The 24,448-nt window shown below is 71.6% G+C and carries 26 protein-coding genes; 5 read left to right on the top strand and 21 right to left on the bottom strand.

Features of this window, described 5'->3' with window-relative positions; genetic code table 11:
- Window positions 1–34 precede the first annotated feature (34 nt).
- Complete coding sequence (locus tag AC3DEV_RS00320; RefSeq protein ID WP_488370934.1) at window positions 35–577, bottom strand: hypothetical protein; 543 nt, start codon at window positions 575–577, stop codon at window positions 35–37.
- A gap of 234 nt (window positions 578–811) precedes the next feature.
- On the opposite strand from AC3DEV_RS00320, the gene AC3DEV_RS00315 reads away from it, so the two are divergent.
- Window positions 812–1,096 carry a hypothetical protein gene (locus AC3DEV_RS00315; RefSeq protein ID WP_488370933.1) on the top strand — a complete coding sequence of 95 codons (285 nt, stop codon included), beginning with the start codon at window positions 812–814 and terminating at the stop codon, window positions 1,094–1,096.
- A gap of 117 nt (window positions 1,097–1,213) precedes the next feature.
- Here AC3DEV_RS00315 and AC3DEV_RS00310 read toward each other — a convergent pair whose 3' ends face one another.
- The 6 genes from AC3DEV_RS00310 to AC3DEV_RS00285 all read right to left on the bottom strand — a co-directional run bounded on the left by AC3DEV_RS00310 (window position 1,214) and on the right by AC3DEV_RS00285 (window position 6,099).
- Window positions 1,214–1,408, bottom strand: a complete 195-nt coding sequence (locus tag AC3DEV_RS00310; RefSeq protein ID WP_488370932.1) for a hypothetical protein — start codon at window positions 1,406–1,408, stop codon at window positions 1,214–1,216.
- 174 nt (window positions 1,409–1,582) lie between these two features.
- Window positions 1,583–1,750: a hypothetical protein gene (locus AC3DEV_RS00305; RefSeq protein WP_488370931.1), complete on the bottom strand. Its 168-nt coding sequence runs from the start codon at window positions 1,748–1,750 to the stop codon at window positions 1,583–1,585.
- A 180-nt stretch (window positions 1,751–1,930) separates the two neighbouring features.
- Window positions 1,931–3,217 carry an adenylosuccinate synthase gene (locus AC3DEV_RS00300; protein ID WP_488370930.1) on the bottom strand — a complete coding sequence of 429 codons (1,287 nt, stop codon included), beginning with the start codon at window positions 3,215–3,217 and terminating at the stop codon, window positions 1,931–1,933.
- 107 nt (window positions 3,218–3,324) lie between these two features.
- Entirely contained in the window at window positions 3,325–4,239 is a 915-nt protein-coding gene (locus AC3DEV_RS00295; protein WP_488370929.1) for a 5-oxoprolinase subunit C family protein, read from the bottom strand.
- A 16-nt stretch (window positions 4,240–4,255) separates the two neighbouring features.
- Window positions 4,256–5,191, bottom strand: coding sequence for a 5-oxoprolinase subunit B family protein (locus AC3DEV_RS00290; protein WP_488370928.1), 936 nt, complete (start codon window positions 5,189–5,191; stop codon window positions 4,256–4,258).
- Window positions 5,188–6,099, bottom strand: coding sequence for a LamB/YcsF family protein (locus tag AC3DEV_RS00285; protein WP_488370927.1), 912 nt, complete (start codon window positions 6,097–6,099; stop codon window positions 5,188–5,190). Before AC3DEV_RS00285 ends, AC3DEV_RS00290 begins: the two co-directional genes overlap by 4 nt.
- A 56-nt stretch (window positions 6,100–6,155) precedes the next feature.
- Between AC3DEV_RS00285 and AC3DEV_RS00280 the strand changes: the two genes are divergently transcribed.
- Window positions 6,156–6,812: a hypothetical protein gene (locus tag AC3DEV_RS00280; RefSeq protein WP_096907465.1), complete on the top strand. Its 657-nt coding sequence runs from the start codon at window positions 6,156–6,158 to the stop codon at window positions 6,810–6,812.
- On the opposite strand, the gene AC3DEV_RS00275 is transcribed toward AC3DEV_RS00280, so the two are convergent.
- Both AC3DEV_RS00275 and AC3DEV_RS00270 read right to left on the bottom strand, forming a co-directional pair.
- Window positions 6,757–8,046 (bottom strand): FUSC family protein, encoded by a 1,290-nt coding sequence (locus AC3DEV_RS00275; RefSeq protein ID WP_096906724.1) that lies wholly within the window; start codon window positions 8,044–8,046, stop codon window positions 6,757–6,759. The genes AC3DEV_RS00280 and AC3DEV_RS00275 overlap by 56 nt on opposite strands.
- A complete protein-coding gene (locus AC3DEV_RS00270; RefSeq protein WP_488370926.1) occupies window positions 8,003–8,419 on the bottom strand; it encodes a DUF3151 domain-containing protein in 417 nt (138 codons plus the stop codon). Before AC3DEV_RS00270 ends, AC3DEV_RS00275 begins: the two co-directional genes overlap by 44 nt.
- 249 nt (window positions 8,420–8,668) lie before the next feature.
- Between AC3DEV_RS00270 and AC3DEV_RS00265 the strand changes: the two genes are divergently transcribed.
- Window positions 8,669–10,090: a trimethylamine monooxygenase gene (locus AC3DEV_RS00265; RefSeq protein WP_488370925.1), complete on the top strand. Its 1,422-nt coding sequence runs from the start codon at window positions 8,669–8,671 to the stop codon at window positions 10,088–10,090.
- A gap of 112 nt (window positions 10,091–10,202) precedes the next feature.
- Window positions 10,203–11,921: an alkaline phosphatase D family protein gene (locus tag AC3DEV_RS00260; RefSeq protein ID WP_488371227.1), complete on the top strand. Its 1,719-nt coding sequence runs from the start codon at window positions 10,203–10,205 to the stop codon at window positions 11,919–11,921.
- Window positions 11,922–12,003: 82 nt separating this feature from the next.
- Here the strand turns inward: AC3DEV_RS00260 and AC3DEV_RS00255 are convergent, their stop codons facing one another.
- Entirely contained in the window at window positions 12,004–13,395 is a 1,392-nt protein-coding gene (locus tag AC3DEV_RS00255; protein WP_488370924.1) for an outer membrane protein assembly factor BamB family protein, read from the bottom strand.
- Window positions 13,396–13,564: 169 nt separating this feature from the next.
- Between AC3DEV_RS00255 and AC3DEV_RS00250 the strand changes: the two genes are divergently transcribed.
- Entirely contained in the window at window positions 13,565–14,158 is a 594-nt protein-coding gene (locus AC3DEV_RS00250) for an Rv0361 family membrane protein (protein ID WP_488370923.1), read from the top strand.
- A 63-nt stretch (window positions 14,159–14,221) separates the two neighbouring features.
- Here AC3DEV_RS00250 and AC3DEV_RS00245 read toward each other — a convergent pair whose 3' ends face one another.
- The 11 genes from AC3DEV_RS00245 to AC3DEV_RS00195 all read right to left on the bottom strand — a co-directional run bounded on the left by AC3DEV_RS00245 (window position 14,222) and on the right by AC3DEV_RS00195 (window position 24,444).
- The gene (locus tag AC3DEV_RS00245; protein WP_488370922.1) at window positions 14,222–15,820 is read right to left on the bottom strand and encodes an HNH endonuclease signature motif containing protein; all 1,599 of its coding nucleotides are present in this window, start codon (window positions 15,818–15,820) and stop codon (window positions 14,222–14,224) included.
- A gap of 224 nt (window positions 15,821–16,044) precedes the next feature.
- The gene (fbaA, locus tag AC3DEV_RS00240) at window positions 16,045–17,088 is read right to left on the bottom strand and encodes a class II fructose-bisphosphate aldolase (RefSeq protein WP_159148996.1); all 1,044 of its coding nucleotides are present in this window, start codon (window positions 17,086–17,088) and stop codon (window positions 16,045–16,047) included.
- 130 nt (window positions 17,089–17,218) lie between these two features.
- Entirely contained in the window at window positions 17,219–18,214 is a 996-nt protein-coding gene (locus AC3DEV_RS00235; RefSeq protein WP_488370921.1) for an MsnO8 family LLM class oxidoreductase, read from the bottom strand.
- A gap of 48 nt (window positions 18,215–18,262) precedes the next feature.
- A complete protein-coding gene (locus AC3DEV_RS00230; protein WP_488370920.1) occupies window positions 18,263–18,451 on the bottom strand; it encodes a hypothetical protein in 189 nt (62 codons plus the stop codon).
- Entirely contained in the window at window positions 18,436–18,642 is a 207-nt protein-coding gene (locus AC3DEV_RS00225; RefSeq protein ID WP_069390469.1) for a helix-turn-helix domain-containing protein, read from the bottom strand. The genes AC3DEV_RS00230 and AC3DEV_RS00225 overlap by 16 nt, the downstream gene beginning before the upstream one ends.
- Window positions 18,642–19,121 carry a DUF2975 domain-containing protein gene (locus AC3DEV_RS00220; protein WP_120286419.1) on the bottom strand — a complete coding sequence of 160 codons (480 nt, stop codon included), beginning with the start codon at window positions 19,119–19,121 and terminating at the stop codon, window positions 18,642–18,644. The genes AC3DEV_RS00225 and AC3DEV_RS00220 overlap by 1 nt, the downstream gene beginning before the upstream one ends.
- Before the next feature lie 96 nt (window positions 19,122–19,217).
- Entirely contained in the window at window positions 19,218–19,868 is a 651-nt protein-coding gene (locus AC3DEV_RS00215; RefSeq protein WP_488370919.1) for a TrmH family RNA methyltransferase, read from the bottom strand.
- Entirely contained in the window at window positions 19,865–20,707 is an 843-nt protein-coding gene (locus AC3DEV_RS00210; RefSeq protein ID WP_488370918.1) for an SDR family oxidoreductase, read from the bottom strand. Before AC3DEV_RS00210 ends, AC3DEV_RS00215 begins: the two co-directional genes overlap by 4 nt.
- Window positions 20,704–21,477 carry a lysoplasmalogenase family protein gene (locus tag AC3DEV_RS00205; RefSeq protein WP_488370917.1) on the bottom strand — a complete coding sequence of 258 codons (774 nt, stop codon included), beginning with the start codon at window positions 21,475–21,477 and terminating at the stop codon, window positions 20,704–20,706. The genes AC3DEV_RS00210 and AC3DEV_RS00205 overlap by 4 nt, the downstream gene beginning before the upstream one ends.
- A gap of 5 nt (window positions 21,478–21,482) precedes the next feature.
- The gene (pyrE, locus tag AC3DEV_RS00200; RefSeq protein WP_154829749.1) at window positions 21,483–22,040 is read right to left on the bottom strand and encodes an orotate phosphoribosyltransferase; all 558 of its coding nucleotides are present in this window, start codon (window positions 22,038–22,040) and stop codon (window positions 21,483–21,485) included.
- A 118-nt stretch (window positions 22,041–22,158) separates the two neighbouring features.
- On the bottom strand, window positions 22,159–24,444 hold the full coding sequence (locus tag AC3DEV_RS00195) for a hypothetical protein (protein ID WP_488370916.1): 2,286 nt from the start codon (window positions 24,442–24,444) through the stop codon (window positions 22,159–22,161).
- Window positions 24,445–24,448 lie beyond the last annotated feature (4 nt).

Genomic DNA, 24,448 nt, shown 5'->3' with positions numbered 1-24,448 from the left:
GGTGGCGGGGCGGTGCGCTCTGGCGCTTTGGTTATCAGCTACCGAGCGAGCCAAAAACGTCGAGCGAGCCCAGGCTCAGCGACCCGGTGCCCTCGTCCTCGGTCTCACAGCCGGTCACAGCGACGTCGTACTCGCCGCCTCGGTGATCACCTTCGGGGCCGGCGGCGATACGGTAATTGACCACGTACGCACCATCATCCGCAGGCGGCAGACCGGCGACGTCGTTCAGGTTGACGACCACGTTAGTGGTCAGCGGAACGTCGTAGTCAGACCGGTAAGAGGCCTCCGGAACGGCCGGCTCGTAGTTTCGGGTGTCGATGAGCTGGCCGGTATTGCCGAGCCCGAGGTCGTCACCCTCTCGTTCCTGTCCCTCGACCCACCAGTCGAGGGGGTACACGCCATTGGTCGAGTTCAAGACCGTGAACTCGACCTCACACTGGTCGTTGCCAGCGGCCCAGAACTGGACCGGCCCGTCCAGGTTCTGCGCGCTCGCCACTGGCGAGGCCATTCCGACCGCAAGCGCTGCTGCGGCAAAGCCTCCGGCAATCGTGGTTCCTCGTCGGAATTTTGTAGTCATGCTACCTCCCGGGTTGACTCCCCCCGACGTGTCGAACGAGTGGGAGACGCGGATGTCATCGCCCTGAACTTCAGGACGACGGAGGCGAAACTAGCAGCTAATTTCGAGATATGTAACCACCGTTTACAGAATCGTTATCCGACACCACCCAGGGAAGCGTGCGGCTTGAGCGGGGGCACCGAGGGGGGAGTCGCCGGTCTGTAATGCTCCGAGCCCCACGACGATGAGTGAGTCATGACCATGAACAACACCCGAAGTGCCACGACCGCCGCCGCGGCGATTGCCCTGGCTGCCGCCACCTCCGTGACCGCCGCCCCCGCCCAGGCCGCGCCGGTCGACACCACCGCGGTGCACTATGTCGCGCAGGCCTCGGGCAGCGCGGACGGGGGCTCACTGGAGAACCCGGTCGTGGGGGCCGGCCTGGTCCTTCTGGCGGGCGTCGGCGTGTCGATCGCCCTGGCGGTCAGCGCCGGTGTGGCCGGTGGCGCGTTCGAGCTACCCCGGATCCCAGGCCTCTGACCGCCACCGCCGCCTGACGGAACTCGTCACCGCCGGCGCCGTTCAGCCGCCGGGGGTGAAGGGTGTGTGCGGTCGTAACCCTCGCGGGTAGACGGCGGAAGCCGCGTCCTGCGACTGTCAGATCCCGAGCGAGCCCGTGGTCTGGGCAACGGAGCCCGAGCTACCGATCCCCGCGAGCGCTGCGTCCAGCGATCCGAGGCCGGCTGGGACGCCGGCACCTGCGGAGATCTCGACCTCCACGTACTGCTCATCTGTGGCCTGCGCGACGCACACCACGACGGCCGCCGGCGAGAACGAGTCATCGGTGAGCACGCCGTCAACGAGTCCCGAACCGGCACTGGCGCTCAGCTGCGTCGGCGAGATCCTCGAGCCAGGTCGGAGGCAAGGCACTGTCGACGTCGGCGGACTTCATGTAGTCGTAGAGGTCAGTGATGAGGCGCCCCTTGCCGGCGAACCCGCTGCGAGATCGTGCTCGGAATTATTTGCCTAGGTCACCTCGGTGGCCTCGCCCTTGCCGCTCACGCTCACACTGCTGGGGCTGTTGAACACGGGATCGACGTCCTGGGCGCCGGCCACACCGGCTCCGGCGAGGGCGGTGGCTGAGGCGATGGCGGTGGCCGCGGCGGCGACGCCGAGGCGGGTGAGGGAACGCATGTGGTGCTCCGATCGGAAGGGAACGCGACCGGTCGGCCGCTTCCCTGGAGTCCACCCGATGCGCTGTCACCGCACTGGCGGCCGTTCATACGACATGTGTCGTACGTTCACACCCGATTCGGCCCCACCTGACCCGCACGCACCAACGGACTCACCCGTCACACGAGCGGGCTCACCTCATCACCCCAGGATGTCGCGCCGCACCACGTTCTGGTCCCGGCCCGGGCCCACGCCGATGTACGACATGTGGCAGCCGGCGAGCTCCTCGAGCCGCAGCACGTAGTCGCGGGCGGCGGGCGGCAGGTCGCTGAACTCGCGCGCCCCGGTGATGTCCTCGTCCCAGCCGGGCATGGTCTCGTAGATCGGCGTGGCGTGGTGGAAGTCGGTCTGCGTCATCGGCATCTCGTCGTGCCGGACGCCGTCCACGTCGTAGGCCACACAGATCGGGATCTCGCCGATGCCGGTGAGCACGTCGAGCTTGGTGAGGAAGTAGTCAGTGAACCCGTTGACGCGCGCGGCGTAGCGGGCGATCACGGCGTCGTACCAGCCACAGCGGCGGGTGCGGCCGGTGTTGACGCCCACCTCACCGCCGGTGACCTGCAGGTACTCGCCCCACTTATCGAACAGTTCGGTGGGGAACGGCCCGGCGCCCACGCGGGTGGTGTAGGCCTTGACGATGCCCAGCGAGTGCGTGATCCGGGTGGGGCCGACGCCCGCGCCCACGCAGGCGCCGCCGGCGGTGGGGTTGGACGAGGTGACGAACGGGTACGTGCCGTGGTCGACGTCGAGCATGGTGGCCTGCCCGCCCTCCATGAGGACGGATTCGCCGCGGTCCAGCGCCTGGTTGAGCATGAGGGTGGCGTCGCAGACCATGGGCCGCAGCCGGTCGGCGTAGGAGAGGAAGTACTCGACCATCTCCTCGACCTCGACCGCTCGACGGTTGTAGATCTTCACCAGGATCTGGTTCTTGAGGTGCAGCGAGCCCTCGATCTTCTGGCGCAGGATCGACTCGTCGAAGATGTCCTGCACGCGGATGCCCACGCGGGAGACCTTGTCGGCGTAGGTGGGCCCGATGCCGCGGCCGGTGGTGCCGATGGCCTTCTTGCCCAGGAAGCGCTCGGTCACCTTGTCCAGCGCCTGGTGATACGGCGCGACGAGGTGGGCGTCGGCCGAGATGCGCAGCCGGGAGGTGTCGGCGCCGCGGGCCTCGAGGCCGTCGATCTCCTCGAACAGCGCCTCGAGGTTGACCACCACGCCGTTGCCGATCACCGGAGTGGCCGTGGGCGACAGGATGCCGGCGGGGAGGAGCTTGAGCTCGTACTTCTCGCCGCCCACCACCACGGTGTGGCCCGCGTTGTTCCCGCCGTTGGGCTTGACCACGTACTCGACGCGGCCGCCCAGGATGTCGGTGGCCTTACCCTTGCCCTCGTCGCCCCACTGGGCGCCGATCAGAACGATCGCTGGCATGGTTCGCTTTCACCTCGGATTGAGTCGTCTACACGGTGAGGGACGGCCACAGTCTCGTGATTCCGCGCACACCAGCGCTCCAGAATAGTCGCATCAGCGCTCTCACCCTAGTCGCCAGCCCCCCGCAGCCTGCGCAGTCGCACGGGCGTTCCGGGCAGGAGCTGCGAGATCCTGTCGGCCGAGCGGGCGGTGAGCACGCCGATCACCGGGTAGCCGCCGGTGACGGGGTGGTCGGGCCCGAACACCACGGGTGAGCCGTCGGCGGGGATCTGCACCGCGCCGCGCACCATGCCCTCGCTGGGGATCTCGCGCGCGTCGAGTCGCGGGACGGGCCGGGCGGGGTCGATGCGGACGCCCACCCTGTCGGCGTGCCCGCTGACGTGCCCGGTCGCGGCGAGCACGTCCCACGCGGCGGGCGGGAACAGGTCGTCGCGCGGCCCGGGGATGACGTCCAGCTCCACGGATTCCCTGGCGCCGGTGACCGCGCCCCCGCCGACCACACCCCGGCCGGCGGAGACCTGCCACCCGTCTGCCCACGGCCCCACCACGGCGTCGCCGACGTCCAGCACATCGCCGGCCACGACGGGCGGTGGACCCAGCCCTGCCAGGGTGTCGCGCGATCGACTGCCCAGCACCGCCGGCACGTCGATCCCCCCGCGGACGCCCACGTAGCTGCGCACCCCGGCGACGGGCCGGCCGATCTCCAGCGTCGACCCGGCGTCCAGTCGGAGGACCTCGCCGGTGGCGACGGTCCGTCGGGAACCGTCGGGGGTGACGACGACGACGAGGGCCTCCGCTCCCGTGATCGCCACGATCGCGGGCTCATCCGTCCTGACCGTCAGCCCGCCGAGCAGCACCTCGAGCACGGCGGCCGCCGGGTCGGTGCCGACGGCCCGCAGGGCGGTGGCCGCGGCGGCGCGATCGGCGGCCCCGGAGGCGGTCACCCCGACCGAGGCGTGACCGGGGCGGCCGAGGTCCTGCACGAGCGCGGACGGTCCGGCCCGCAGTACGAGCAGGCTCATCGGGGCGCGTCCGGGCTCATCGGCGCTCGGCCGAGCGCCCGCGGTCGTCCCCGGATCGCCCGCCCACCTCGCGGAACCGGACGGTCATCCCGGGGGCGAGCAGGGCCGGGTCGGGCCGGTCGAGGTCCCACAGCCGGGCGTCGGTGGTGCCGAGCAGCTGCCACCCGCCGGGCGAGGCCCCGGGGTAGACGGCGCAGAAGCGGTCCGCCAGGCCGACAGACCCGGCCGGGACCCGCGCCCGCGGCGAGTCCAGCCGCGGCACCGCAGGCAGGGCGGATTCCGTCGACGGCCCCCCGGCCGCCTCGCTCGCACCCGCCCCGCCCGCATCCGCCCCGCCCGCGTCCAGCTCCCGCGCGTCGACGAGGTAGAAGAAGCCCGGCGCGAACCCGCCGAACGCGGCCCGCCACGTGATCGAGGAGTGCGTGCGGACCAGCGCTTCGGTGGACATCCCGGCGAGGTCGGCGACCGCGGCAAGGTCGGGCCCGTCGTAGCGGACGTCGATCGTCACTCCTGCCACCCCGCCTTCCGCACCTGCCCCCGAGCCCGCTTTCGGGCCCGCATCAGCGCCTGCATCCCCGCCTGCACTCGCGCCCGCATCCCCGAAATCCGCTACTCCCCCTACGGATCCGCTATTCGGATCAGAAGCGCCGATCCGGAATCCGGATAGCCGATTTGAGGAGGGCCGATTTCGGAAGGGCAGATTGCCGGAGGGTGGCGGAACGACGGGCTGATCAGCGTGGTCCGCGAGCAGGGCCTCCAGTCGCCGCCGCAGCTCGGGCAACGCAGCGGCCTCGCGCACGGTCACCAGCACCGTGCGGGTCGCCGCCACCACGTCGAGGGCGTCCGGTCGCCACTGCTCGATCCTCGCGGCCAACGAGACCGCCTCGGCCAGATCGGCACAGTCGAGCAACAGCGCGGCCTCCCCGCAGCGGCGGATCCTCGTCGTCGTCATCCCGGGCCGGCCTCCCCCACCGGCCCGTCCCCCACCGCATCACGCCCGGACCCGTCCCCCACCGGGCCGCGCGGCGGGACGTGAGGCGCGGCGAACGGCGCCACCTCCACCCCGGCCTCCTCGAGCGACGCGCGCACGCGTCGCGCCAGGTCGACGGCGCCGGGCGTGTCCCCGTGCACACACACCGAGGCGGCGGCCACCACGACCCGCGATCCCTCGGCGGTGGTGATCGACTGCCCGGTCGCCATGGCCACGACCCGCTCGGCGACCTCGTCGACATCGGTGATCACCGCGCTCGGCTCGCCGCGGGGCACGAGTGTGCCGTCGGGCCGGTACCCGCGGTCGGCGAACGCCTCCGTCACCGTGGGAACGCCGACGGCCGCGGCGTGGGACAGCACCACCGCACCCGGCAGGCCGAGGATCGGCAACGGCTCCTCATGCGCGAGTTCGGCGTACCGCATCACGGCGTCCACGACACCCGCGGCTTGCTCCGGGTCGCGGACGATACGGTTGTAGAGCGCGCCGTGTGGCTTGAGGTACCGCACCCGCGTCCCGTGCCGTCGCGCGGCCATGTCGAGCTCGACGAGCTGGAACTCCACGAGACGGGCGACCTCCTCGCGGTCGAGGTCGTGCTCGATACGCCCGAAGTTGGCGCCGTCCCGGTACGAGGGGTGGGCACCCAGGGCGACCCCGCGCTCGGCGGCGGCGACGGCCGTGGCGATCATGGTGGGCCGGTTGCCGGCGTGGAAGCCGCACGCGACGTTGGCGGACGTCACCACGTCCAACAGTGCGGCGTCGTCGGGATCCGGCCCGGCGCCGGGTGCGAGCGACGCGGGCCACCGCGGCGTCCCCCGACGGGCCTCGCCGAGGTCGCAGTTCAGATCGATCCTGCGCGCCTGTCCAACCACGCTTCCATCCTGCCCCAGGTTCGCCCCCGCCATCAGCTGCGGTCATGATGGAGGTCATGATCGTCATCCGCTGCGGCTCGGCCCCGGTCCCGACGGTTCTCGGTGAGCGCCCCCGCATCCAGGTCAGCGAGGTGCCGACCAAGGACGAGGTCAACCGTGCATTGGCCGAGGTGGGCCCGGGGCGTCGACTGGTCCTCTGCGGCACCGACGCCGCGTTGGCCGCGGTGCTCACCCGCCTGCTGCGGACCGAGAACCTCGACGCGGAGATCGCCTACGTCGCCGACGAGCCCACCCCCGCCACCCGCGCCTACGGGCTGCCGACAGGGTCGGAGGCGGCCAAGCTCGGCATCCGCGGCACGTCGCGTGAGGTGCCGCTCGTCCGCGACGAGACCGGGACCGCCCTCGTCGGCGAGGCCCTCGTACGCGGCGCCGAGGGCGACCGACTCGTGGGCGAGGCCTACGCCGACGACACCGTGGTCTTCTCCGGCGAGACGCACACCCTCACCGTCCGGCCCACACCCGAGCTGCCCGGCGTCCGGGCCACCGCCGCGCGGCCCCGCAGGTTGCGTCGCCGTCAGTGGGTGGCGGCCCGGGCGGTGCAACTGGGCACCGAGGCCGGCCTGCTCACCCGGGACGGACTCACCGGTCGGCGGGCCATCAAGAGGACGACTTTCTATCGTCATACCGAGCCATGGAGGCTCGTGTCGCCCTGAGCGGCGGCATCACCGGCGCCGGTCGGTCCGGCGCGTCCGGCCACTCCTCCGTCAGTTCCGGTTCGACGGCGGGATTGCGGACGGTCGGCGGCAGCGTGGCGAGGGCCGAGATCTTGCTCAGCCCCGCGACCTGCATCATGTCCACCAGGATCGAGCGCAGCTGGGCCAGCATGACGGTCTCGGTCAGGCCCGACCCCGTGATCAGCTCCCGCTTGGCGCGCGACGCGACCGCCCGCAACTCGCGGTGGACCTCAGCGTCCGTGGGTGCGTCGGAGTCCGCGGCCACCCGCCGGGTGAGCACCTCCAGAGCCCCGGCCAGCGCCGCGATCAACGAACTCAGCGCGGGCGGTACGTCCACCTGATCGTCCGCCGCCACGATCGCCCGGCGCGCGAGGACACGGATGTTGCGGATGCCGTTGTCCAGCGGGTTGAGCATCGCCGTGAGGACGATCTCCTCCGGACGCCGCCGCCGGTAGAACGGGGAGATCCGCACCAGTTCCCGCGCCCCCGCGAGCTGCTCGGAAATCGCATCGACGGCCGGCTGCGTGTCACGGGCCTCCTGCAGGGCGGAGCGGATGAGCTCCGAGTCGCGCCGCTCCAACCCGTCCGCGACCTCGGCGAGCACCGACGACGCCACGCCCAGCAGCGACGCCGCCTCCCGGCGGGCGCGGCGCAGGGGATGGACGGGCATGAGCGCCATCGCGGCCAGCGCCACCACCCCGCCCACCGCCGCGTCGAGCATCCGCTCGTAGCCGCCCGCGCTGCCCGGCGGCAGGATCGTCGCCACGAGGATCGCCGAGGAGGCCGCCTGGGTGCCGGTGATCGCCCCCCGGTCGACGAACACCGCCGCCGACATCGCCAGGATCACCACCAGCGCGATCTGCCACGCCCCGGAGCCGATCTCCCGGATCAGCAGGTCACCGAACCCGACGCCGACGATGACGCCGAGCACCAGCTCGACACCCCTCCGGACGCGACGCCCCATACCGGTGCCGAGGGCGATGGCGGCCGCGATGGGAGCGAAGAAGGGTGCCGAGTGGTGCAGCACGTCGTGCGCGAGGAACCAGGCCAGTCCCGCGGCGAGACCGCACTGCAGGATCGGCAGGAACGCGTAACCGAGTCGCCGTGCGCGCGCCCTCAGCGGGCCCGGCAGCGCGGCGTAGACGCCCAGCGCGCGGGCGTCCAGTCGGTCACGCCAGGCCGAGAGACGCGGCGGCGTGCGGGTCTGACTCATTGACCAGGTCCAGACAACGGATGTACTCGTCCTCCTCACCGATCGACTGCGCGGCGCGGGCCAGCGCGGCGACGCAACGGAGGAAGCCGCGGTTGGGTTTGTGGTCGTACGGCACCGGCCCGAAGCCCTTCCAGCCGTGGCGCCGCAGCTGGTCCAGCCCGCGGTGATACCCGGTGCGGGCGAACGCGTAGGCGCTGATCACCTCGCCGGAGTCGAGCGCACGCTCCGCGAGCTCGGCCCACGCGATCGAGGCGGTGGGATGGGAGGCCGCCACGGTGCGGGGATCCTCCCCGGCGGCGACGGCGGCCTCCGCCTCCGGGTCACCGGTGAGACGGGTGGGCGGGGGGCCGAGGAGATCTCCGAACTGGGTCATGCCCCCATTGTCCACTAATCCGCCGCATCGCCTCCCCTGCCCCCATTTGCTAAGGTCGAGGGCATGCGGCGCCCCGGACGGGGCGCCGTGCGCTCGTCGCGGGCAGTGGTTTCACGCCCCTTCGGAGTGATAGTGGTCCCGGTGTCGAGGCCCCGTTACGCGGACTCATCCAGTCCCCGCGTCGGACGAGCTTCCACCGGCACCAGTCGGAGCGAACGAACAGGTCGAACGTGGGCCGGAAGGAAGACTGTGTCTAGACAGCGTATTGCGATCATCGGAGCCGGGCCGAGCGGAATGGCCGCCCTCAGGGCGTTCGAATCGGCCCAGCGGTCCGGGGCCAAGATCCCCGAGATCGTGGCCTACGAGAAGCAGGACGACTGGGGCGGCCAGTGGAACTACAACTGGCGGTCCGGCACTGACAAGTACGGCGAGCCGGTCCACTCCTCCATGTACCGCAACCTCTGGTCGAACGGCCCCAAGGAGGCGCTCGAGTTCGCCGAGTACACGTTCGACGAGCACTTCGGCAGGCCCATCTCGTCGTATCCGCCGCGTGAGGTCCTGTGGGACTACATCGACGGCCGGGTCCAGGGGTCCGACGTCAAGAACAAGGTCCAGTTCTCCACGGCCGTCCGTTGGGTGGACTACGACCGCGATCTGGACACCTTCACCGTCACCGTGGAGAACCTCAGGTCCGGCAAGACCACCTCGTCGGAGTTCGACCGGATCATCGTCGCCACCGGCCACTTCTCCTACCCCAACCTCCCGGACTTCAAGGGCATCGAGACGTTCCCCGGGTCGATCCGCCACGCCCACGACTTCCGCGGAGCGGAGAAGCTTGCGGACAAGCGCGTGCTGCTGATCGGCGCCTCCTACTCCGCCGAGGACATCGGCGTGCAGGCCTTCAAGATGGGCGCCCGGTCGGTGACGATCTCCTATCGCACCGCCCCCATGGGCTACGACTGGCCGGACGGGATGGAGGAACTGCCGCTGGTCCAGCGGTTCGACGGCGAGACCGTCCACTTCACCGGCGGCCAGACCCGCGAGTTCGACGCCGTGATCCTGTGCACCGGCTACCTCCACAAGTACCCGTTCCTGCCGGCGGACCTGGCCCTGCAGTCGCCCAACAACATCTACCCCGCGGGGCTGTACCGCGGCGTCGTGTGGCAGAAGAACCCCAAGGTCTACTACCTGGGCGCCCAGGACCAGTGGTTCACCTTCAACATGTTCGACGCCCAGGCCTGGTATGTCCGCGACCTCATCCTGGGCCGGGCCAAGTTGCCGTCCGCCGAGGATCGGGTCGCCCACATGCGGGCCTGGCGGAACCGCTTCCAGGAGTTGGACGGTGACGCCGACGACGTGCGCTTCCAGGCCGATTACGTCCGCGATCTCATCGAGGCCACGGACTACCCGATGTTCGACCTCGACGAGGTGGTCGAGATCTTCCTCGCCTGGAAGAAGGACAAGAAGAAGAACATCCTGACCTACCGGGACAAGCCGTACCGCTCCGTCCTCACCGGCACCATGGCGACCGTCCACCACACCCCGTGGCTCCAGGAGCTGGACGATTCGCGCGAGCGGTACCTCTCGACGCCGGAGAAGACCGAGATCGAGGAGCTCGTGGTGGGCGCCGACACCACGCCGGGACAGGACGCGCAGGTCGCCGGCGAGTGAACCGTCGGTGACGTCTGGGGCGAATCCGCTCCCGGACGTCACCCGAGGGGACAGACTTGAACGCGTGACCGCGTCTCCCGCCCCCTCGCCCGAGTCTCCCGGGTCGGCCCACATCGCCGGAACCGCCCGCATCGCCGATTCCCATCCCACCGGTGGCATCGGCAGGCGCTCCCTCCTCCGGGCCGGAGCGCTGGCCGGTGCCGCCGTCGGGACCGGTGCCCTGGCCGGACGCACCGCCGTCGCCGGGGCCGCGGCTGCCGGGGGCACAGGAGGTGGCGGGGCCCCGGCCGGAGCCGTCTTCCGGCACGGCGTCGCCTCGGGCGACCCCATGGCGGACCGCGTCATCCTGTGGACGCGGGTGACGCCCACCCCGCAGGCGAGCCCCGGTTCGGGGATCGGTGACCCCGTCGTCGTCGCCTGGGAGGTCGCCACCGACCCGGGGTTCACCTCCCTCGTCCGCACTGGCTCCGTCGTCACCGACGCCGGCCGCGACCACACGGTCAAGCTCGACTGCACCGGACTTGCGCCGGACCGCTGGTACCACTACCGCTTCCGCGCGCTCGGTCAGGTCTCGCGGACCGGGCGCACCCGTACCGCGCCCGCCGACGGCGCCATGCCCGCCACCGGCCGCTGGCGCGTCGGCGTGGTGTCGTGTTCCAACTGGGAGGCCGGCTTCTTCTCCGGTTACCGCCACCTCGAGGCGCGCGGGGACCTGGACGCGATCATCGAGCTCGGTGACTACATCTACGAGTACGGCCGCGGCGAGTACACCGCCGCCATCGGGGCGATACGCCCGCACGAACCACCGCACGAGATCGTCACCCTGGCCGACTATCGGATCCGGCTGGCGCAGTACCACACCGATCCCGACCTGCAGTCCCTGCACGCGCACGTGCCGTGGATCTGCACGTGGGACGATCACGAGCTGGCCAACGACTCGTGGGAGCACGGCGCCGAGAACCACCAGCCGCACGAGGGCCCGTTCTCCGACCGCAAGGCCGCGTCCTCGCAGGCGTACTTCGAGTGGATGCCGGTCCGGCCGGAGGCGCTACGCGACGGCGGGCACCTCTACCGGCGCCTGCGGTGGGGGTCGTTGGCCGAGATCAGTATGTTGGATCTACGCTCGTACCGTTCCGAGAGCCCCGATCGGTTCAACGGGCCGGCGATCGACCAGACCAACACGATGACCGGCGCCGAGCAGTTCGACTGGCTGGCCCGCGGGCTGCAGTCGTCGACCGCCCGCTGGAACGTCATCGGCAATTCGGTCATGGTTTCGCCCGTGCTCATCCCGCCGTTGGATGCGCGCACGACCGGCGCGCTCACCGAACTCCTGGGGGTCCCGCGGGAGGGCATCACATACAACTCGGACCAGTGGGACGGGTACGCCGGGGAGCGTCGCCGCCTGTTCGAGGTCATCCGCGCCACCGGCAACCGCAACCACGTCTTCCTCACCGGCGACATCCACACGTCCTGGGCCAACGAGGTGCCGTTCGACCCGGCCGACTACCCCGGGGCCGGCACCGGGGCGGTCGAGTTCGTCACCCCGTCCATCACGAGCAACAACATCAACGACATGGTGGGCGGACTACCAGAGGGCAACCCGCTCTCGCAGGCCGCCCAGGGCGCGCTGACCGCCGCGAACCGGCACGTCCTCTGGGCCGATCTCGACCGCCACGGCTTCACGGTGGTCGAGTTCACCAGCGATTACGCCCACGCCGACTACTGGGCGCTCGTGGCCCGTGAGGATCCGAACAGTGGCGCCTACCCGATGGCGAGCTGGCGGACCCGGCACGGCACCGACCGCCTGGAGCCCGCGGGCCCGCTCCCCTGATCCGGCAGGGTGGGTAGGCCCCGGGGCCGGTGAGGCGAGCCGGGGGCCGGTGGGGTGGGCCCGGTACCGGCGACGGCGCCCGTCAGTACGCGGGGTCGAGCGATCCCGCGTCCGTGCCGAGCGATCCCGCCGCGGACGCCGCGGACCCCGCGGCGCTCCCCCACGGTGACGCCGGGTCGCCGAGGCTCGCGGTCGCGCCGCCCGTGGCGCGGGAGTCGGGGAACTCCTCGAGCGGGACGAAGTAGACGTTCCGGCTCTGGCTGGGGACCACCAGGGTGTCGTCGACGAGGATCGGCCCGGCCGGGGCCAACGGCCCCTCCAGCTCGAGGACGCCGGTGATCGCGCCGGTGCGGACGTCGAGGCGGTACACGTTCCCGGCGGTGGTCGAGAAGTAGGCACCACCCGCGTGGATCACCGGGGCACCCTTGATCGCGCCGACAGGGTTACGCCACAGTCGCTCGCCGGAGTGCAGGTCATACGCATAGGCGGCGCCCGTGGTGGGACTGCCCACGAAGACGGTGCCGTCGTGGATGGTCGGCGCACCGGACCGGTTGTTGGTCGGGGCGGGCCCGTCGCCGATCACGTCCCGCCACACCACCTCGCCGGACTGCTGGTCCATCGCGATGATCGTGTGCTCCTCGCGCGCGCCGGCGATCCCGGGCAGCAGGGCGCGGTTGGCCGTGGTGACGACGATCCCCTCGTCGACGGCCGGCGGGACGTCGTCCAGGCCGTGGGTGAACTCGGGGAACTCCCGCTGCCAGGCGAACTCACCGGCCACGGTGTCGTAGGCGAAGAACGTGTACGGCCGGGGCGCGCCGCCGCCGAAGTACAGCACCCCGCCCTGTTCCGACGGCGAGGACATGCTCACCACGTGGCCGGTCTCCACCACCTCGAGCGCCTCACCGGTCGCCGGGTCGAGCTTATACAGGCGCCGGTCCCCGGTGACCGCCCAGACCGCTCCGCCCGTCACGGCGGGTGTCGGCATGACCTCGCCTGCGGTGTCGTGGCGCCACAGGATCGCACCGGTGTCGGGGTCCAGACCCAGGACGCCGGACTCCCCGGTGCCGCGGTAGCCGCCCGGCCCGTCCTGGAAGAAGCGGTTCCCGAATCCCACGAACAGCCGCCCGTCGGAATGGATCATCTCCGAATGCACCCAGTTCGGCGCCTGCGCCTGCCACAACAGTTCGCCCGTCGCCAGGTCGAACGCCTGCAGCTCCCCGGAGCCGTGACTGCCGACGAACACCTTGCCGTCGGCCACCACCGGGGTCGCCCGTACCTCGTTCGCGGTGGGGATGGTGCCGGAGAAGATCTGGGCTCCACCGGTGACGACGTGGGTGTTGTTGGTGGGGGTCGCGCGGTACTGGCTCCAGTCGCCGGGGTCAGCGTGGGCCGGGCCGATGCCGGACAGCAGGAGCGCCGAGACGGCCATGCCGCTGGTGAGGACACGGACAGAGCTGAGACGGAGCCTGGGCATACCTGAAGGCTAACTGGCGATCTCGTGTGTAATTCCCGTGGCCTGACGGGAGCGGAGTCCGCGCCGGTGTGGTCGGCGCCCCTGAAGCCCCGGAATCACAGGTAGGTCCGCTACGGTGGCGGGTCGACGCGGCCCGTCCGGGGCCGGCGACGCGCACCGGGAGTAGTAGATGACGACGACGAGCCAGCAGCCGGCCGCCGGGGAGCCGAACCCCGCGGGACAGCCGGGCGGGGGCCCGGAGGGTGGGGCACGTCCGGGCAGCGGCCGGCAAGGCGGTCGCGGCGGGCGGAGCGGCGTGGCCGTCGCGGCGGCCGTCGTCGTGGCGCTCCTCGTGATCGCAGCGCTCGCGTGGCTCTTCCTCGCGGGCCCGCTGTCGTCGTCCGCTCGGGCCGAGCGGGACGTCGAGCAGACGCTGGAGAGCATGAGTTCGGCGGAGTCGTTCGCCGAGTTCAACGGGCACATGTGCGCGGAGAACCGCGTCCCGCAGGAGCTCGTGGACACGATCACCGCGTCGAGCGAGGCGACGGGTTCGGACCTCGACTCGATGTTCCGCGAGTCGATCGCGGGTTCGTTCCCCCAGGATCTCGAGGTGCTCGGGGTGGAGATCAGTGACAACGGCGCCGAGGCGACCGCGACCGTGGAGTCGGAGTCCGATGGGACGGGCCCGGAGCAGATTCACATGCGCGACGAGGATGGCGCCTGGAAGATGTGCCAGCCCGGAGTCGGAATGGGCGCGGTCCCGCAGGACCAGCAGCCGGGCTGACCCGACCCGTCGAGGGCGATCCGACCCGCCAACGGTCAGGCGGGCCGGGTCTGCCGCTGGCAGTCAGGCCGGCCGGGAACCGTCTCGGCCGGTGCGGTTGTCCCGCTCGATGCCGGGCGGATTGGTGAGGTGGCCGTCGTCGGCGATGAGACGGTCGACGTGTTGTCGCCATCGGTGGTCGAGAATCCTGTCGCGCGCCTGGGCCAGCGGCCCGTGTGGTGTGGTGCGGTGTTCGTGACCGGTCTCGGTGATGATGGTCAGCTCACCGAGCGGTCCGGGCCGGTAGGCGCAGTGCCCGAAGGTCTTCTCCCGATGATGCTTGCGACAGAGGCACACGAGGTTCCACTCGGCGGTGGGTCCGCCCAGTTCAGGTCGCTGATGATCGAAGGCGATGACATGGTCGATCTCACAGTCGTGGGCGTCGACCGTGCACCCCGGGTGGCGGCACGTGCCGTCGCGGAGCCGGATTCGCTCGGCCAGCGCCGGGGTGATGAAGTACTTGAGCACCGCGTCCGGTCTGTCCTGGACACCCGGCTGCGGGTCGAGCAGTTCGAACCGGACCTTGGAGTCCCCGCCGGACAGGAGCTCCTCGCACAGCCAGTCAAAGCTCGAATAGGCGCCGTTCACGAACTGCACGCGGTTGGGCAGACCCTGGGCGACGCTGTCGATGATCGAGATCCGGATGGGCTGTTCGGTGCCCCACGACGCTCCCAGCGGGGGCCTGTCGGCGCCTGCGCCGGCGCGGGTGCCGGCAGTGGCATCGCCCGCGCCCGCCGACTCTTCCGCGTCGTACAGGCTCGTGCCGATGTCGTTGGTCGTGGGGTCCCCGAGTGCGCACAGGGCGTCGGCGCGCAGTTGGTCGCGCGTGCGGGGGTGGCCCGACTCCGAGGCAGCGCGGGCGGCGGAGTCGATCCGGCGGCGGAGCTTCTCGGCGTCCCCGCTGGGCAGCGAGGCCCACATGCTGGTCATGCCGTCGCGTGCCGGGCGGAACCGCACTGTTCGCTGCTCGACCGCGGCGTCCACGGCGTCGCCGGCGGCCTGTGGGTCATGACGCTCCCGGGACCCGTCGACCGCGGAGTCCAGGTCGGGGCGACTGGGGCGGTGGCCCCCGTCGAGGTCTCGGGTCAGGGCGCCGACGACGTCCGATTCCACCGCGCCGATGATCGTGTCGGACACTTCTGCCAGACGGCAGGCGGCGTCGATGGCCAGCTGCTCGGGGAACAGTCCGCGTTCTACAGCCTTGCGCAGACGCGGCAGGCGAGTGTGGATCTGCACACCGGCAGTGACCAGGCGGGCAGCGTGCCACCCGGTCAGCGACATGGCCGCGGCCAGGTGGTTGCGCGCACGCTCAGTGGGTTCGAGCCGGGAGTAGGCGGGACGGGAGTCCCCGAACGGCGGCGTATCGGCTGGCCCCGGGGAGCCCCTGTCGACACTCCCCATCGCCTGGACCAACAGGTGGGCCGCCTGCAGCCGGGTCGCCGCCGCCAGGTTCTGCGCCAGCGTCGCCGAGCGCGCCACCTCGCTCAGGGCCTCGGCGCCCAGGGTGTCGAGGGGCTCCGGCACCGCGCGGAGCGCCCCGGCGAAAGCCGACCTCGTCGTCGTCGTCCCCGTTTCCTCGCTCACCACCGCACCCCCCTTCAGCGTCGCGCCCGACTCGAACATACAGGCGATCTTACCGGCACCCTCCGCGTAGCACAAGGGTTCGATTCCGCGGCGAGTGGTCCACACACGACAGCGGCGCCCCTCCGGGTGGAGGAGCGCCGCTGATGGGGCGGTGTCAGGCCGCGATGAGATCCGACCGTCAGGCAAGCTGACCAGCCCGGCTGATCAGGCCGTGCTCGGTCAGGCCCGTTCGATCAAGCAGCGTTCACTCAAGCAGCGTTCACTCAAGCAGCGGCACCCTTGGACTTGCCGGCCGACTTCAGGTCGTTGCACGCCTCGACGACGCGCTCGGACATGGCCTGCTCGGCCTTCTTCAGGTAGGAACGCGGGTCGTAGACCTTCTTGTTGCCGACCTCGCCGTCGACCTTGAGGACGCCGTCGTAGTTGCCGAACATGTGCGCGGCGATCGGCCGGGTGAACGCGTACTGGGTGTCGGTGTCGACGTTCATCTTGATGACGCCGTAGGACAGCGCCTCCTCGATCTCGCTCTTGGCCGAGCCCGAGCCGCCGTGGAAGACGAAGTCGAACGGCAGATCACCGGCGTTGAGGCCCAGCTTCTCGACCGCGACGTCCTGGCCCATCTTCAGCACCTCGGGCTTGAGCTTGACGTTGCCCGGCTTGTACACGCCGTGGACGTTGCCGAAGGTCGCGGCCAGCAGGTAGCGCTGCCCGGTGTTGCCGGCACCGAGCGCGTCGATGGTGGCCTCGAAGTCCTCACGGGAGGTGTAGAGCTTCTCGTTGATCTCGTTCTCGACGCCGTCCTCCTCGCCGCCGACGACGCCGATCTCGATCTCGAGGATCTGCTTGGCGTTGGCCGTCTTCTCGAGCAGCTCCTTGGCGATCTCGAGGTTGCGGTCGAGCGGGGTGGCCGAGCCGTCCCACATGTGCGACTGGAAGAGCGGGTTCTCGCCGCGGTCGACGCGCTCCTGGGAGATCTCGATGAGCGGCCGCACGAAGCCGTCGAGCTTGTCCTCGGGGCAGTGGTCGGTGTGCAGCGCGACGAGGATGTCGTACTTCGCCGCCACCACGTGCGCGAACTCGGCGAGCGCGACCGCGCCGGTGACCATGTCCTTGACGTTCAGGCCGGAGCCGAACTCGGAACCGCCGGTGGAGAACTGGATGATGCCATCGGACCCGGCATCGGCGAAGCCCTTGATGGCCGCGTTGATGGTCTCCGAGGACGTGCAGTTGATCGCCGGGTAGGCGAAGCCCTCGTTACGGGCCCGGTCGAGCATGTCCTTGTACTGTTCGGGAGTTGCGATGGGCATGTGGTCTCCTCCAGGGTTCTCGGCTGTGCGACGTGCGCATCTCGGGGCGCCGCACCCCTGTGGAGGTGGGCGCACACCCTCCAGCCTAGGCCAGCGTGACGACGCGCACCCGCGAGCCGTGCGGTACCGGTCAGCCGGGGAGCAGTTCGGCGAGCGCCGCGTCGGCCCGGGCGAGGTCGTCGCGGTCGAAAGTGGAGGTGGACGCCATGATCTCGTCGGCCCCGGTCCGCTCGACGAGCGCGGCGAGTTCGCGTGCGACCTTCTCCGCGTCCCCCTGGACGGCCCCCGCCATCCAGTCCTCCACCCGACGCAGCTGCTGCGGACGGAACCTCCGTTCCAGGATCTCCGCCGGCGACCGCAGCGGGCCGAACTCCCCGGTCTCCCGGGATTCTGCCATCGCCCACGCCTCCGGGAGGAGCAGCTGCCGCGCGGTCCCGACCGAGTCGGCGACCATCACCTCCAGGCTCACCACCACATAGGGTTCCGGCGTGGCCTCGCTCGGCCGGAACATCTCGCGGTAGCGATCCAGGGGCGACGGGTCGGCGAGCAGCCTCGGCCCCCCGACCACGACGGGCAGTCCGGCCCGTGCGGCGACCTCCAGGCCCCGACCGGTCGCGAGCACGAACAACGGGGGCGGGACCTCGAGGACCGGCAGCGCGGTGACGGGCCCCCGACCGTGGAGGAAGTCCTGCACCGCGGTGATGTCGCGGGCGAACGCGTCGGTGTCGTACTCGGCGACGCCGAGCGCCGCACGGACCGGTGCGGTGAACCCGAGCGAACGTCCCACCCCGAGGTCGATACGGCCCGGGTGCATCGCCTCGAGCATGGCGAACTGCTCGGCGACGATCAGCGGTCGATGGTTGGGCAGCATCACGCCCCCGGATCCGAGGCGGATGCGGTCGGTGCGCGCGGCGGCGGCCGCGATCAACAGCGGCGGGCTCCCGCTCGCGATCCCGGGCACGGCGTGGTGCTCGGCCGTCCAGTAGCGGTGGAAGCCCAGGGCGTCGGCCCGCTCCGCGCGGGCCAGGGTGCCCTCGATCGCGGCGGCGTGGGACTCGCCGACGCGGGACCGGGACCTGTCCAGGAGACTGAGGCGGAGGGTGTCCGGCAGGTCGGTGGGGGCCACGACCACACCGTAGCGCCGGGGCCGGCGCCGGAGCCGGGCATGCGCCGATCAGTGCGGCCCGCGCCAGCGCAGCGCGACGACCGCGGCACCGATCACCACGAGCACCCCGATCCCCTGCAGACCCGGGGAGTCGTCGGCCTCACCGAGGACGACCGCCGTCGCCCCCAGCGCGATCATGGCCAGCACTGCGGCCAGGACCAGCAGGAAGTGCACCCGGCGCTTCATTCCTCGACCCATTCGAGCAGGTCACCGGGCTGGCAGTCGAGCACCCGGCACATCGCCTCGAGCGTGCTGAACCGCACGGCCTTGGCCCGACCGTTCTTCAGCACCGAGACATTGGCGGGCGTCAATCCCACCCGCTCCGCGAACTCTCCGACGCTCATCTTGCGCTTGGCGAGTTCGACGTCGATCCGCACGATGATCGGCATCAAACCACCGTGTCCATCTCGGAGCGCAGGGAGGTCGCCTGCCGGAGGAGCGCGCGCATGACGACCATGAGCAGCGCGGCGACCGTGATGATGACGACGACGAGGAAGAGCAGTAGCGGCAGGCCGGGATCAGTCGCGTTGATGCCGACCAGCACGAGCACCACCACGAGCATCGCCCAGGCGGCGACGATCGCCCCCAGGATCACATCGACCCAGACCAGGGACCCGTCCGTGAAGATGCGGTCGGCCCTGACCATCGAGAGCAGCTTCCAGGTGGCCACCACCACGACCTGGATGCACACCACCCAGTAGATCGATACGGCCGTCAACGGCCACCGCAGGTGCGCGTCGCCCGGTGACGTCTCGGCCATGTGCGCGAACTGCCCGGGTAGGGACATGGTCTGCAGCAGGACCAGTATCGCGAACAGCACCACCAGGCACACCCGCAACGGCAGCACCGCTCGTTTCTCGATGTTCATACACCGACTATGAACCTATACCTATCGAAAATCAATAGGTGCGGGAAACGGCGGGCGGGCGTGGTGTGCGCGCGAGTCAGGCGGGCGAGATGGCGATCAGGCCGGGGCGGCGTGTTCGCGGATCCAGGCGTGCATGGCGATCCCGGCGGCCACGCCGGCGTTGATCGATCGGGTCGAGCCGAACTGTGCGATCGAGACGGTCTTCGCGGCCCGCAGTCGCGCGTCCTCGCTCACCCCGGGCCCCTCCTGTCCGAAGAGCAGGACGCAGTCGCGCGGCAGGCTCGCGGTCTCGAGCGGCTCGGCACCGGGGAGGTTGTCGACGGCGACGACCGGCAGCCCCTCGGCGCGGGCCCAGTCCATGAGGGCGCCGACGTCGGCGTGGTGACGCAGGTGTTGGTAGCGGTCGGTGACCATGGCCCCGCGCCTGTTCCAGCGGCGGCGGCCCACGATGTGCACCTCGGCGGCCAGGAAGGCGTTGGCGGTGCGCACGACGGTGCCGATGTTGGCGTCGTGGCCGAAGTTCTCGATGGCCACGTGGAAGGGGTGCCGACGGGTGTCGAGGTCGGCGACGATCGCCTCGCGGCGCCAGTATCGGTAGCGGTCGACCACGTTGCGGCGGTCGCCGGCGTCCAGGAGGTCGGGATCCCACCGGTCGCCGACCGGGCGCGGCTCCCCGGGATGCTCGGTCTCCCATGGGCCGACGCCGACCGCGCCCTCGCCCCACTCGGTCGGGCCCGCCGCCGTCACGAGGTCAGGCGCTGATTGGACAGCTTGACGAGTCGGCTGGGGGCGACCTGCGAGGCCAGGTACATGGCGGTGGCCTGCTTCCCGACCGGCCGGTGGACCTCGCGGCCCAGCGCCCGGCGGATCCTGCCGAACACCCCGGAGGGCTCACGCGCCGTCTGCTCGGCCAGGTCGAGGATCTCGCCGGCGACGTCGCCCTCCGTGAGGCGCACGCCCATCGTGCGCATCCCGGTGGTGTTCACGCCCTCGAGCATTCCGGTGCCCACGTACAGCGGCCACACCGAGCACACCCGGATGCCGTGGCGGGCCCACTCCAGGTCCAGGGCCTCGGTGATCCCCCGGATCGCGAACTTGGTCGCCGAGTACGTCGCCATCTCGGCCTGGCCGTAGATCGCGGAGGCCGAACAGAGGTTCACCACGGTCGGGGTGGCGGACTTCTCCAGGAACGGGAACGCGGCGCGACAACCGTAGAGCACGCCCTTGACGTTGACGTCCACCAGCGCGGAGTCCTTCTCGAAACTCGCGTCCATGAACGGAGTGCCGTAGAGCAGGCCGGCGTTGTTGACCAGCACGTCCAGCGCGCCACCGCTACGGGCGGTGAGCTCGGTGAGAGCGGCCTCCCACGCGGCCGGATCGGTGACGTCGAGCGAGCCGGTGACGATCCGCTCGTCTCCCTCGGCCCACGCACAGGGCTGGAGGTCGTACGCACCCACGAGGTAGCCGGCGTCGGCGAACCGACGCGCGGTGGCCTCGCCGATCCCGCGGGCGGCGCCGGTGACCAGAACCGTTCGGACCGTGCCGGTGGACGGCGTGCCGGGACCAGGTGCGCCCGCGGCGGTCACGACGCGCTCCCGGCGGTACGCGCCGCGGCGGCGGTACCGGTGAGCAGCAGAAGCGCCGCGGTGGCGTAGGTGTCGATCACTCCGACGTCCAGCGCCCGGGCGAGTGCGGTCCCGCCCTCGGTCTTGCGCCGGGCCAGGATCAACGCGTCGCTGAGCAGGAAGACCGGCCCGGCGACCGCCAGGACCGAGGCCGCCGGTCCGTGCGACCGGTCGACGGAGGTGGCCAACGCGGACAGCGTGGCGAGCAGCCCGCCGTACGCGGCGAGCGGGGCGTTGGCGCGATCCTCCGTGAGCAGCACCGCGCCCGCGACGCCGGCGACGACACCGTGCACGGCGGACTGCACCGGCTTGAACCGCAGCCCCGACCGGAGCATGAGTCCGCCCAGGGCCAGGTGCCCCGCCCCGAACGCCGCCGCACCCGCGACGAGCCTCGACTTCGACCGGCTCGCGTGGCCGCCACCGAGCATGAGGATCACGTCGCCGGTGGTGTACGCCGCCCCGGTGGCAGACAGCAGTGCGGTGTCGACCGCGGAGAGCCGACCGTCGCGCAGCGCGATCGCCAGCGCCGCCGGCACGATCACCGGCTTGCACAGCTTCTCCAGCGCGCCGACCCCGGTGGCCTTGGCGATCTCCGTCCCCGCGGCGGCCGCGAGGAACGCGGGCCCCTCCGGGCGGGACGTGTCGCCGAGTGCGCCCACCCGCTCCGTCAGCGCCTGCACCAGGCGATCGCGGAATGCCCTCGTCGTCGTCGTTGTTGTCGTCGTATCCATGCCGGTCACTCCAGTCCCAGGTCGGTCAGACCCAGCAACGCGCGGTACTCCACGCCCTCGGCCCTGATCACGTCGTCGGCACCGGTCGCGCGGTCCACCACGGTGGCCACGCCCACGACCTCGGCGCCCGCCTCGCGCAGGGCGGCCACGGCCGTGAGCGGCGAGTTCCCGGTGGTCGTGGTGTCCTCGACGACCAGGACGCGGCGACCGACGATGTCGGGGCCCTCGATGCGGCGCTGCATCCCGTGCTTCTTGGCCTCCTTGCGCACCACGAACGCGTTGATCGGCCGGCCCGGCGCGTGCATGATCGCCGTGGCCACCGGATCGGCGCCCAGCGTCAACCCACCGACGGCGTCGAAGTCCCAGTCCGCGGTGAGTTCGCGCAGCAGCCGCCCGATCAAGGGCGAGGCCTCGTGGTGCAGCGTGGCGCGGCGCAGGTCGACGTAGTAGTCGGCCTCGCGCCCCGAGGAGAGGGTGACGCGACCGTGGACGACGGCCAGCTCGGCGACCAGCTCGGACAGTCGCGTGCGGGCCTGGGCGTCGACGGTGACGGGATCGGTCATGGGACTCCTCGCGGGGACACGGTGTTCATTGACACGGTGTGTGGTGACACGGTGGGCGGAACGGCTTCCCCCGACTCTAGTCCGCCCCCCGAACGCCCCGACCCGCTGCGGCGTCGGGTCAGTCCCTGATGTCGGGCGGGAGTCGCAGCTTCGCGGTCTGCTCCACGTCCGGGTCGATGCCGGGACGCTCACGGCCGGAGGCATCGTCCGCCTGCTCGCCGGCCTGGTCGCTGGGTTGCCCGTCGGCCTGCTCATCGGACTCCGCGTTCGACTCCGCGTTCGGCTCCGCGTCCGGCTCCGCGTCCGGCTCCGCGTCCGGCTCCGCGCGCCGATGATGACGTCGCCCGCTCGACGGCGTCGCCCCCACCTTGGCCGCGAGGTCCGCGACCGTCAGCCGGCCCGACTCGCCCTCCGGATCCTCCTCGGTGGTCTCGGCCCCGTGCCGGCCGCCCGACGTGCGGTCGAGGTCGGACCCGCCGTCGATGCGGGCAGCGTCGAACCGCTCGACCTCGTCGCGGATCTCGTCCTCGTCGTCCTCCGAGCCCAGGGGCTTGATACCGGCGGCGCCGGTCGTCGCACCCGCGGCCAGCGGAGGGACCGACGCGTCCTCGGGGTAGGCCTGCCCGACACCGCGAGTCGGACGCGACAGCGGGGGCCTGGGCGCCAGGTGGTCGGCGGCGACGTCGCCGCGGGCCGGGACCGGCCCCGACGGCTCCATGATCTCGGCGAACGGGTCGGATTCCTCGGCGGCGGGTTCCACGGTCTGTGCCGACTCTCCGGCGACAGCGGAGGCGGGTTCGTCTGCGGCCCGGTCCCCCGCAGCGCCGTCCTCGGTGTCGTCCGCGGTGTCGTCGGCGGGGTCCCCCCGGTCGGCCACGACGGGCACGTCGGTCAGATCGCGCGCCCCCCTGCGGTCGGGCACCAGGCGGAGGTGGCCGGCCCGCCGTGGCTCGGGCGCCGGAGGCGACGTGCCCTCATCGGGGGGGACGGCGGTGGCCACGCCGGCGACCCGGCCGGTGTCCGTGTCCGTGTCCGTGTCGGTGTCCTCGTCGTCGACGACGGCGAAGTCCTCCGGGTCGGGCAGCGCCGCCGTCGCCGGGGCGCCGTTCGTGCCGGTGCCGACCTCGCCGTCCATCCCGACGGTGGGGTCGGCCTCGGGGCCCGCCGCCGCGCCGGGCGCTCCGGGATCGATCTCGGAGGGCAACGCGCGGGCCCGCCCCCCGATCGGCGGGAACGGAGCCAGCACATCGGCAGCCCCGTGCAGTGCCATCACCACGTCATCCCAGGTGGAGGGGTCGTCGACGCCGTCGACCGTCGCCGCCACCCACTCGCCCTCGGCCCAGATGCGGCGCACCCCGGCGGGTACCTCCCGAACGGCGTCGACCAGCCGATCGCGGTCGATGAGATCGAGACGGCCGTAGTCCGAGGTCCGGGCCTCCAGGACGCCGACCTCGCCGGCGTCGTGGAAGCCGGGCTCGGCCTCGACGTCCGGGCGGCTCAGGTCGAGGACCACATCGGAGGCGGTGCCGCGGCGCAGCGCGAGGACGGTGCGTCCGCCGGTGACGCCCATGATCGCCCGGCGACCACGGAAGATCCCGTGGGACACGGTGCCCAGTGCGCTGAGTCCACCAGAGAAGTCCCCGTGCATGAACTCCGGCGCCGGAGTGGGGGTCGGGGCGAACTCCCGGTCCTCCAGCCAGCGCACGACCGGCGAATCCGCCAGCGGATCGGCGGGCGACTCCTCGACCGGCTCGAGCGCGGACGTATGCTGCCGACGCGCCGGCAGCAGTGCCCGGACCCGGTCCAGCAGCCGCGGCGACGACTCCGCCGTGGGCTCGGCCGGATCGAGCGGGGCGGGCTCGGCGAGACCGTCGTCTGCGACCGGGCCCCTCGTGGCGACGGCGTCCGCGCTCGCGTGCGTGTCCGCGTCCGTGTCCGCGTCGGAGCGGTCACCGAAATCGGCCACCGCGTCCGGCCCTGCCTCGGCGTCGGCGTCCGAACCGTCGGCGCCATACGCCGCCGCGGTTGTCTCCACGACATCGCGCGGCGCGTCCCCCGTCGCCGGCTGCGCGCCCACCTCCGGCTCCGGGCCGCCCTCGGCCACCTCGCGCTCGATGTCGGACGCCTCGGACCGCTGGAACGGCGCGAGACGGGGCTCGCCCGCACGCTCGGCCGAGCCGGGATCCTGTCCCACCTCATCCGCCGGCGCGTCGAGGAGCGGGACCTCGTCGTCGTCGTCCTCCTCGTCCGGGGACTCCCCCACCGGCGGCGAGCCGACAGCCGTCCGCCTCTCGCGACGGGCGCCGCCACCCGCGCCGCCTCCCCGCTGCTTGGCGTCCAGGCGCAGCAGGACGAGCGCCGCGGCGAGCAGCACGAGGGCTACGAGGAACCAGATCCAGACCATGCCC

The sequence above is a fragment of the Dietzia sp. IBK-p2-15D genome (genome assembly GCF_057773105.1).
This window is presented reverse-complemented; position numbering and strand designations above follow the sequence as displayed.

Coding starts and splice junctions, on each gene's coding strand:
- fbaA (WP_159148996.1), bottom strand. CDS start 17,088: ATGCCCATCGCAACTCCCGAACAGTACAAGGACATGCTCGACCGGGCC.
- AC3DEV_RS00320 (WP_488370934.1), bottom strand. CDS start 577: ATGACTACAAAATTCCGACGAGGAACCACGATTGCCGGAGGCTTTGCC.
- AC3DEV_RS00220 (WP_120286419.1), bottom strand. CDS start 19,121: ATGAACATCGAGAAACGAGCGGTGCTGCCGTTGCGGGTGTGCCTGGTG.
- AC3DEV_RS00295 (WP_488370929.1), bottom strand. CDS start 4,239: ATGAGCCTGCTCGTACTGCGGGCCGGACCGTCCGCGCTCGTGCAGGAC.
- AC3DEV_RS00225 (WP_069390469.1), bottom strand. CDS start 18,642: ATGCCGATCATCGTGCGGATCGACGTCGAACTCGCCAAGCGCAAGATG.
- AC3DEV_RS00275 (WP_096906724.1), bottom strand. CDS start 8,046: ATGAGTCAGACCCGCACGCCGCCGCGTCTCTCGGCCTGGCGTGACCGA.
- AC3DEV_RS00230 (WP_488370920.1), bottom strand. CDS start 18,451: ATGGGTCGAGGAATGAAGCGCCGGGTGCACTTCCTGCTGGTCCTGGCC.
- AC3DEV_RS00245 (WP_488370922.1), bottom strand. CDS start 15,820: ATGTTCGAGTCGGGCGCGACGCTGAAGGGGGGTGCGGTGGTGAGCGAG.
- AC3DEV_RS00205 (WP_488370917.1), bottom strand. CDS start 21,477: ATGGATACGACGACAACAACGACGACGACGAGGGCATTCCGCGATCGC.
- AC3DEV_RS00250 (WP_488370923.1), top strand. CDS start 13,565: ATGACGACGACGAGCCAGCAGCCGGCCGCCGGGGAGCCGAACCCCGCG.
- AC3DEV_RS00290 (WP_488370928.1), bottom strand. CDS start 5,191: ATGACGACGACGAGGATCCGCCGCTGCGGGGAGGCCGCGCTGTTGCTC.
- AC3DEV_RS00305 (WP_488370931.1), bottom strand. CDS start 1,750: ATGCGTTCCCTCACCCGCCTCGGCGTCGCCGCCGCGGCCACCGCCATC.
- AC3DEV_RS00280 (WP_096907465.1), top strand. CDS start 6,156: ATGATCGTCATCCGCTGCGGCTCGGCCCCGGTCCCGACGGTTCTCGGT.
- AC3DEV_RS00315 (WP_488370933.1), top strand. CDS start 812: ATGACCATGAACAACACCCGAAGTGCCACGACCGCCGCCGCGGCGATT.
- pyrE (WP_154829749.1), bottom strand. CDS start 22,040: ATGACCGATCCCGTCACCGTCGACGCCCAGGCCCGCACGCGACTGTCC.
- AC3DEV_RS00255 (WP_488370924.1), bottom strand. CDS start 13,395: ATGCCCAGGCTCCGTCTCAGCTCTGTCCGTGTCCTCACCAGCGGCATG.
- AC3DEV_RS00270 (WP_488370926.1), bottom strand. CDS start 8,419: ATGACCCAGTTCGGAGATCTCCTCGGCCCCCCGCCCACCCGTCTCACC.
- AC3DEV_RS00195 (WP_488370916.1), bottom strand. CDS start 24,444: ATGGTCTGGATCTGGTTCCTCGTAGCCCTCGTGCTGCTCGCCGCGGCG.
- AC3DEV_RS00300 (WP_488370930.1), bottom strand. CDS start 3,217: ATGCCAGCGATCGTTCTGATCGGCGCCCAGTGGGGCGACGAGGGCAAG.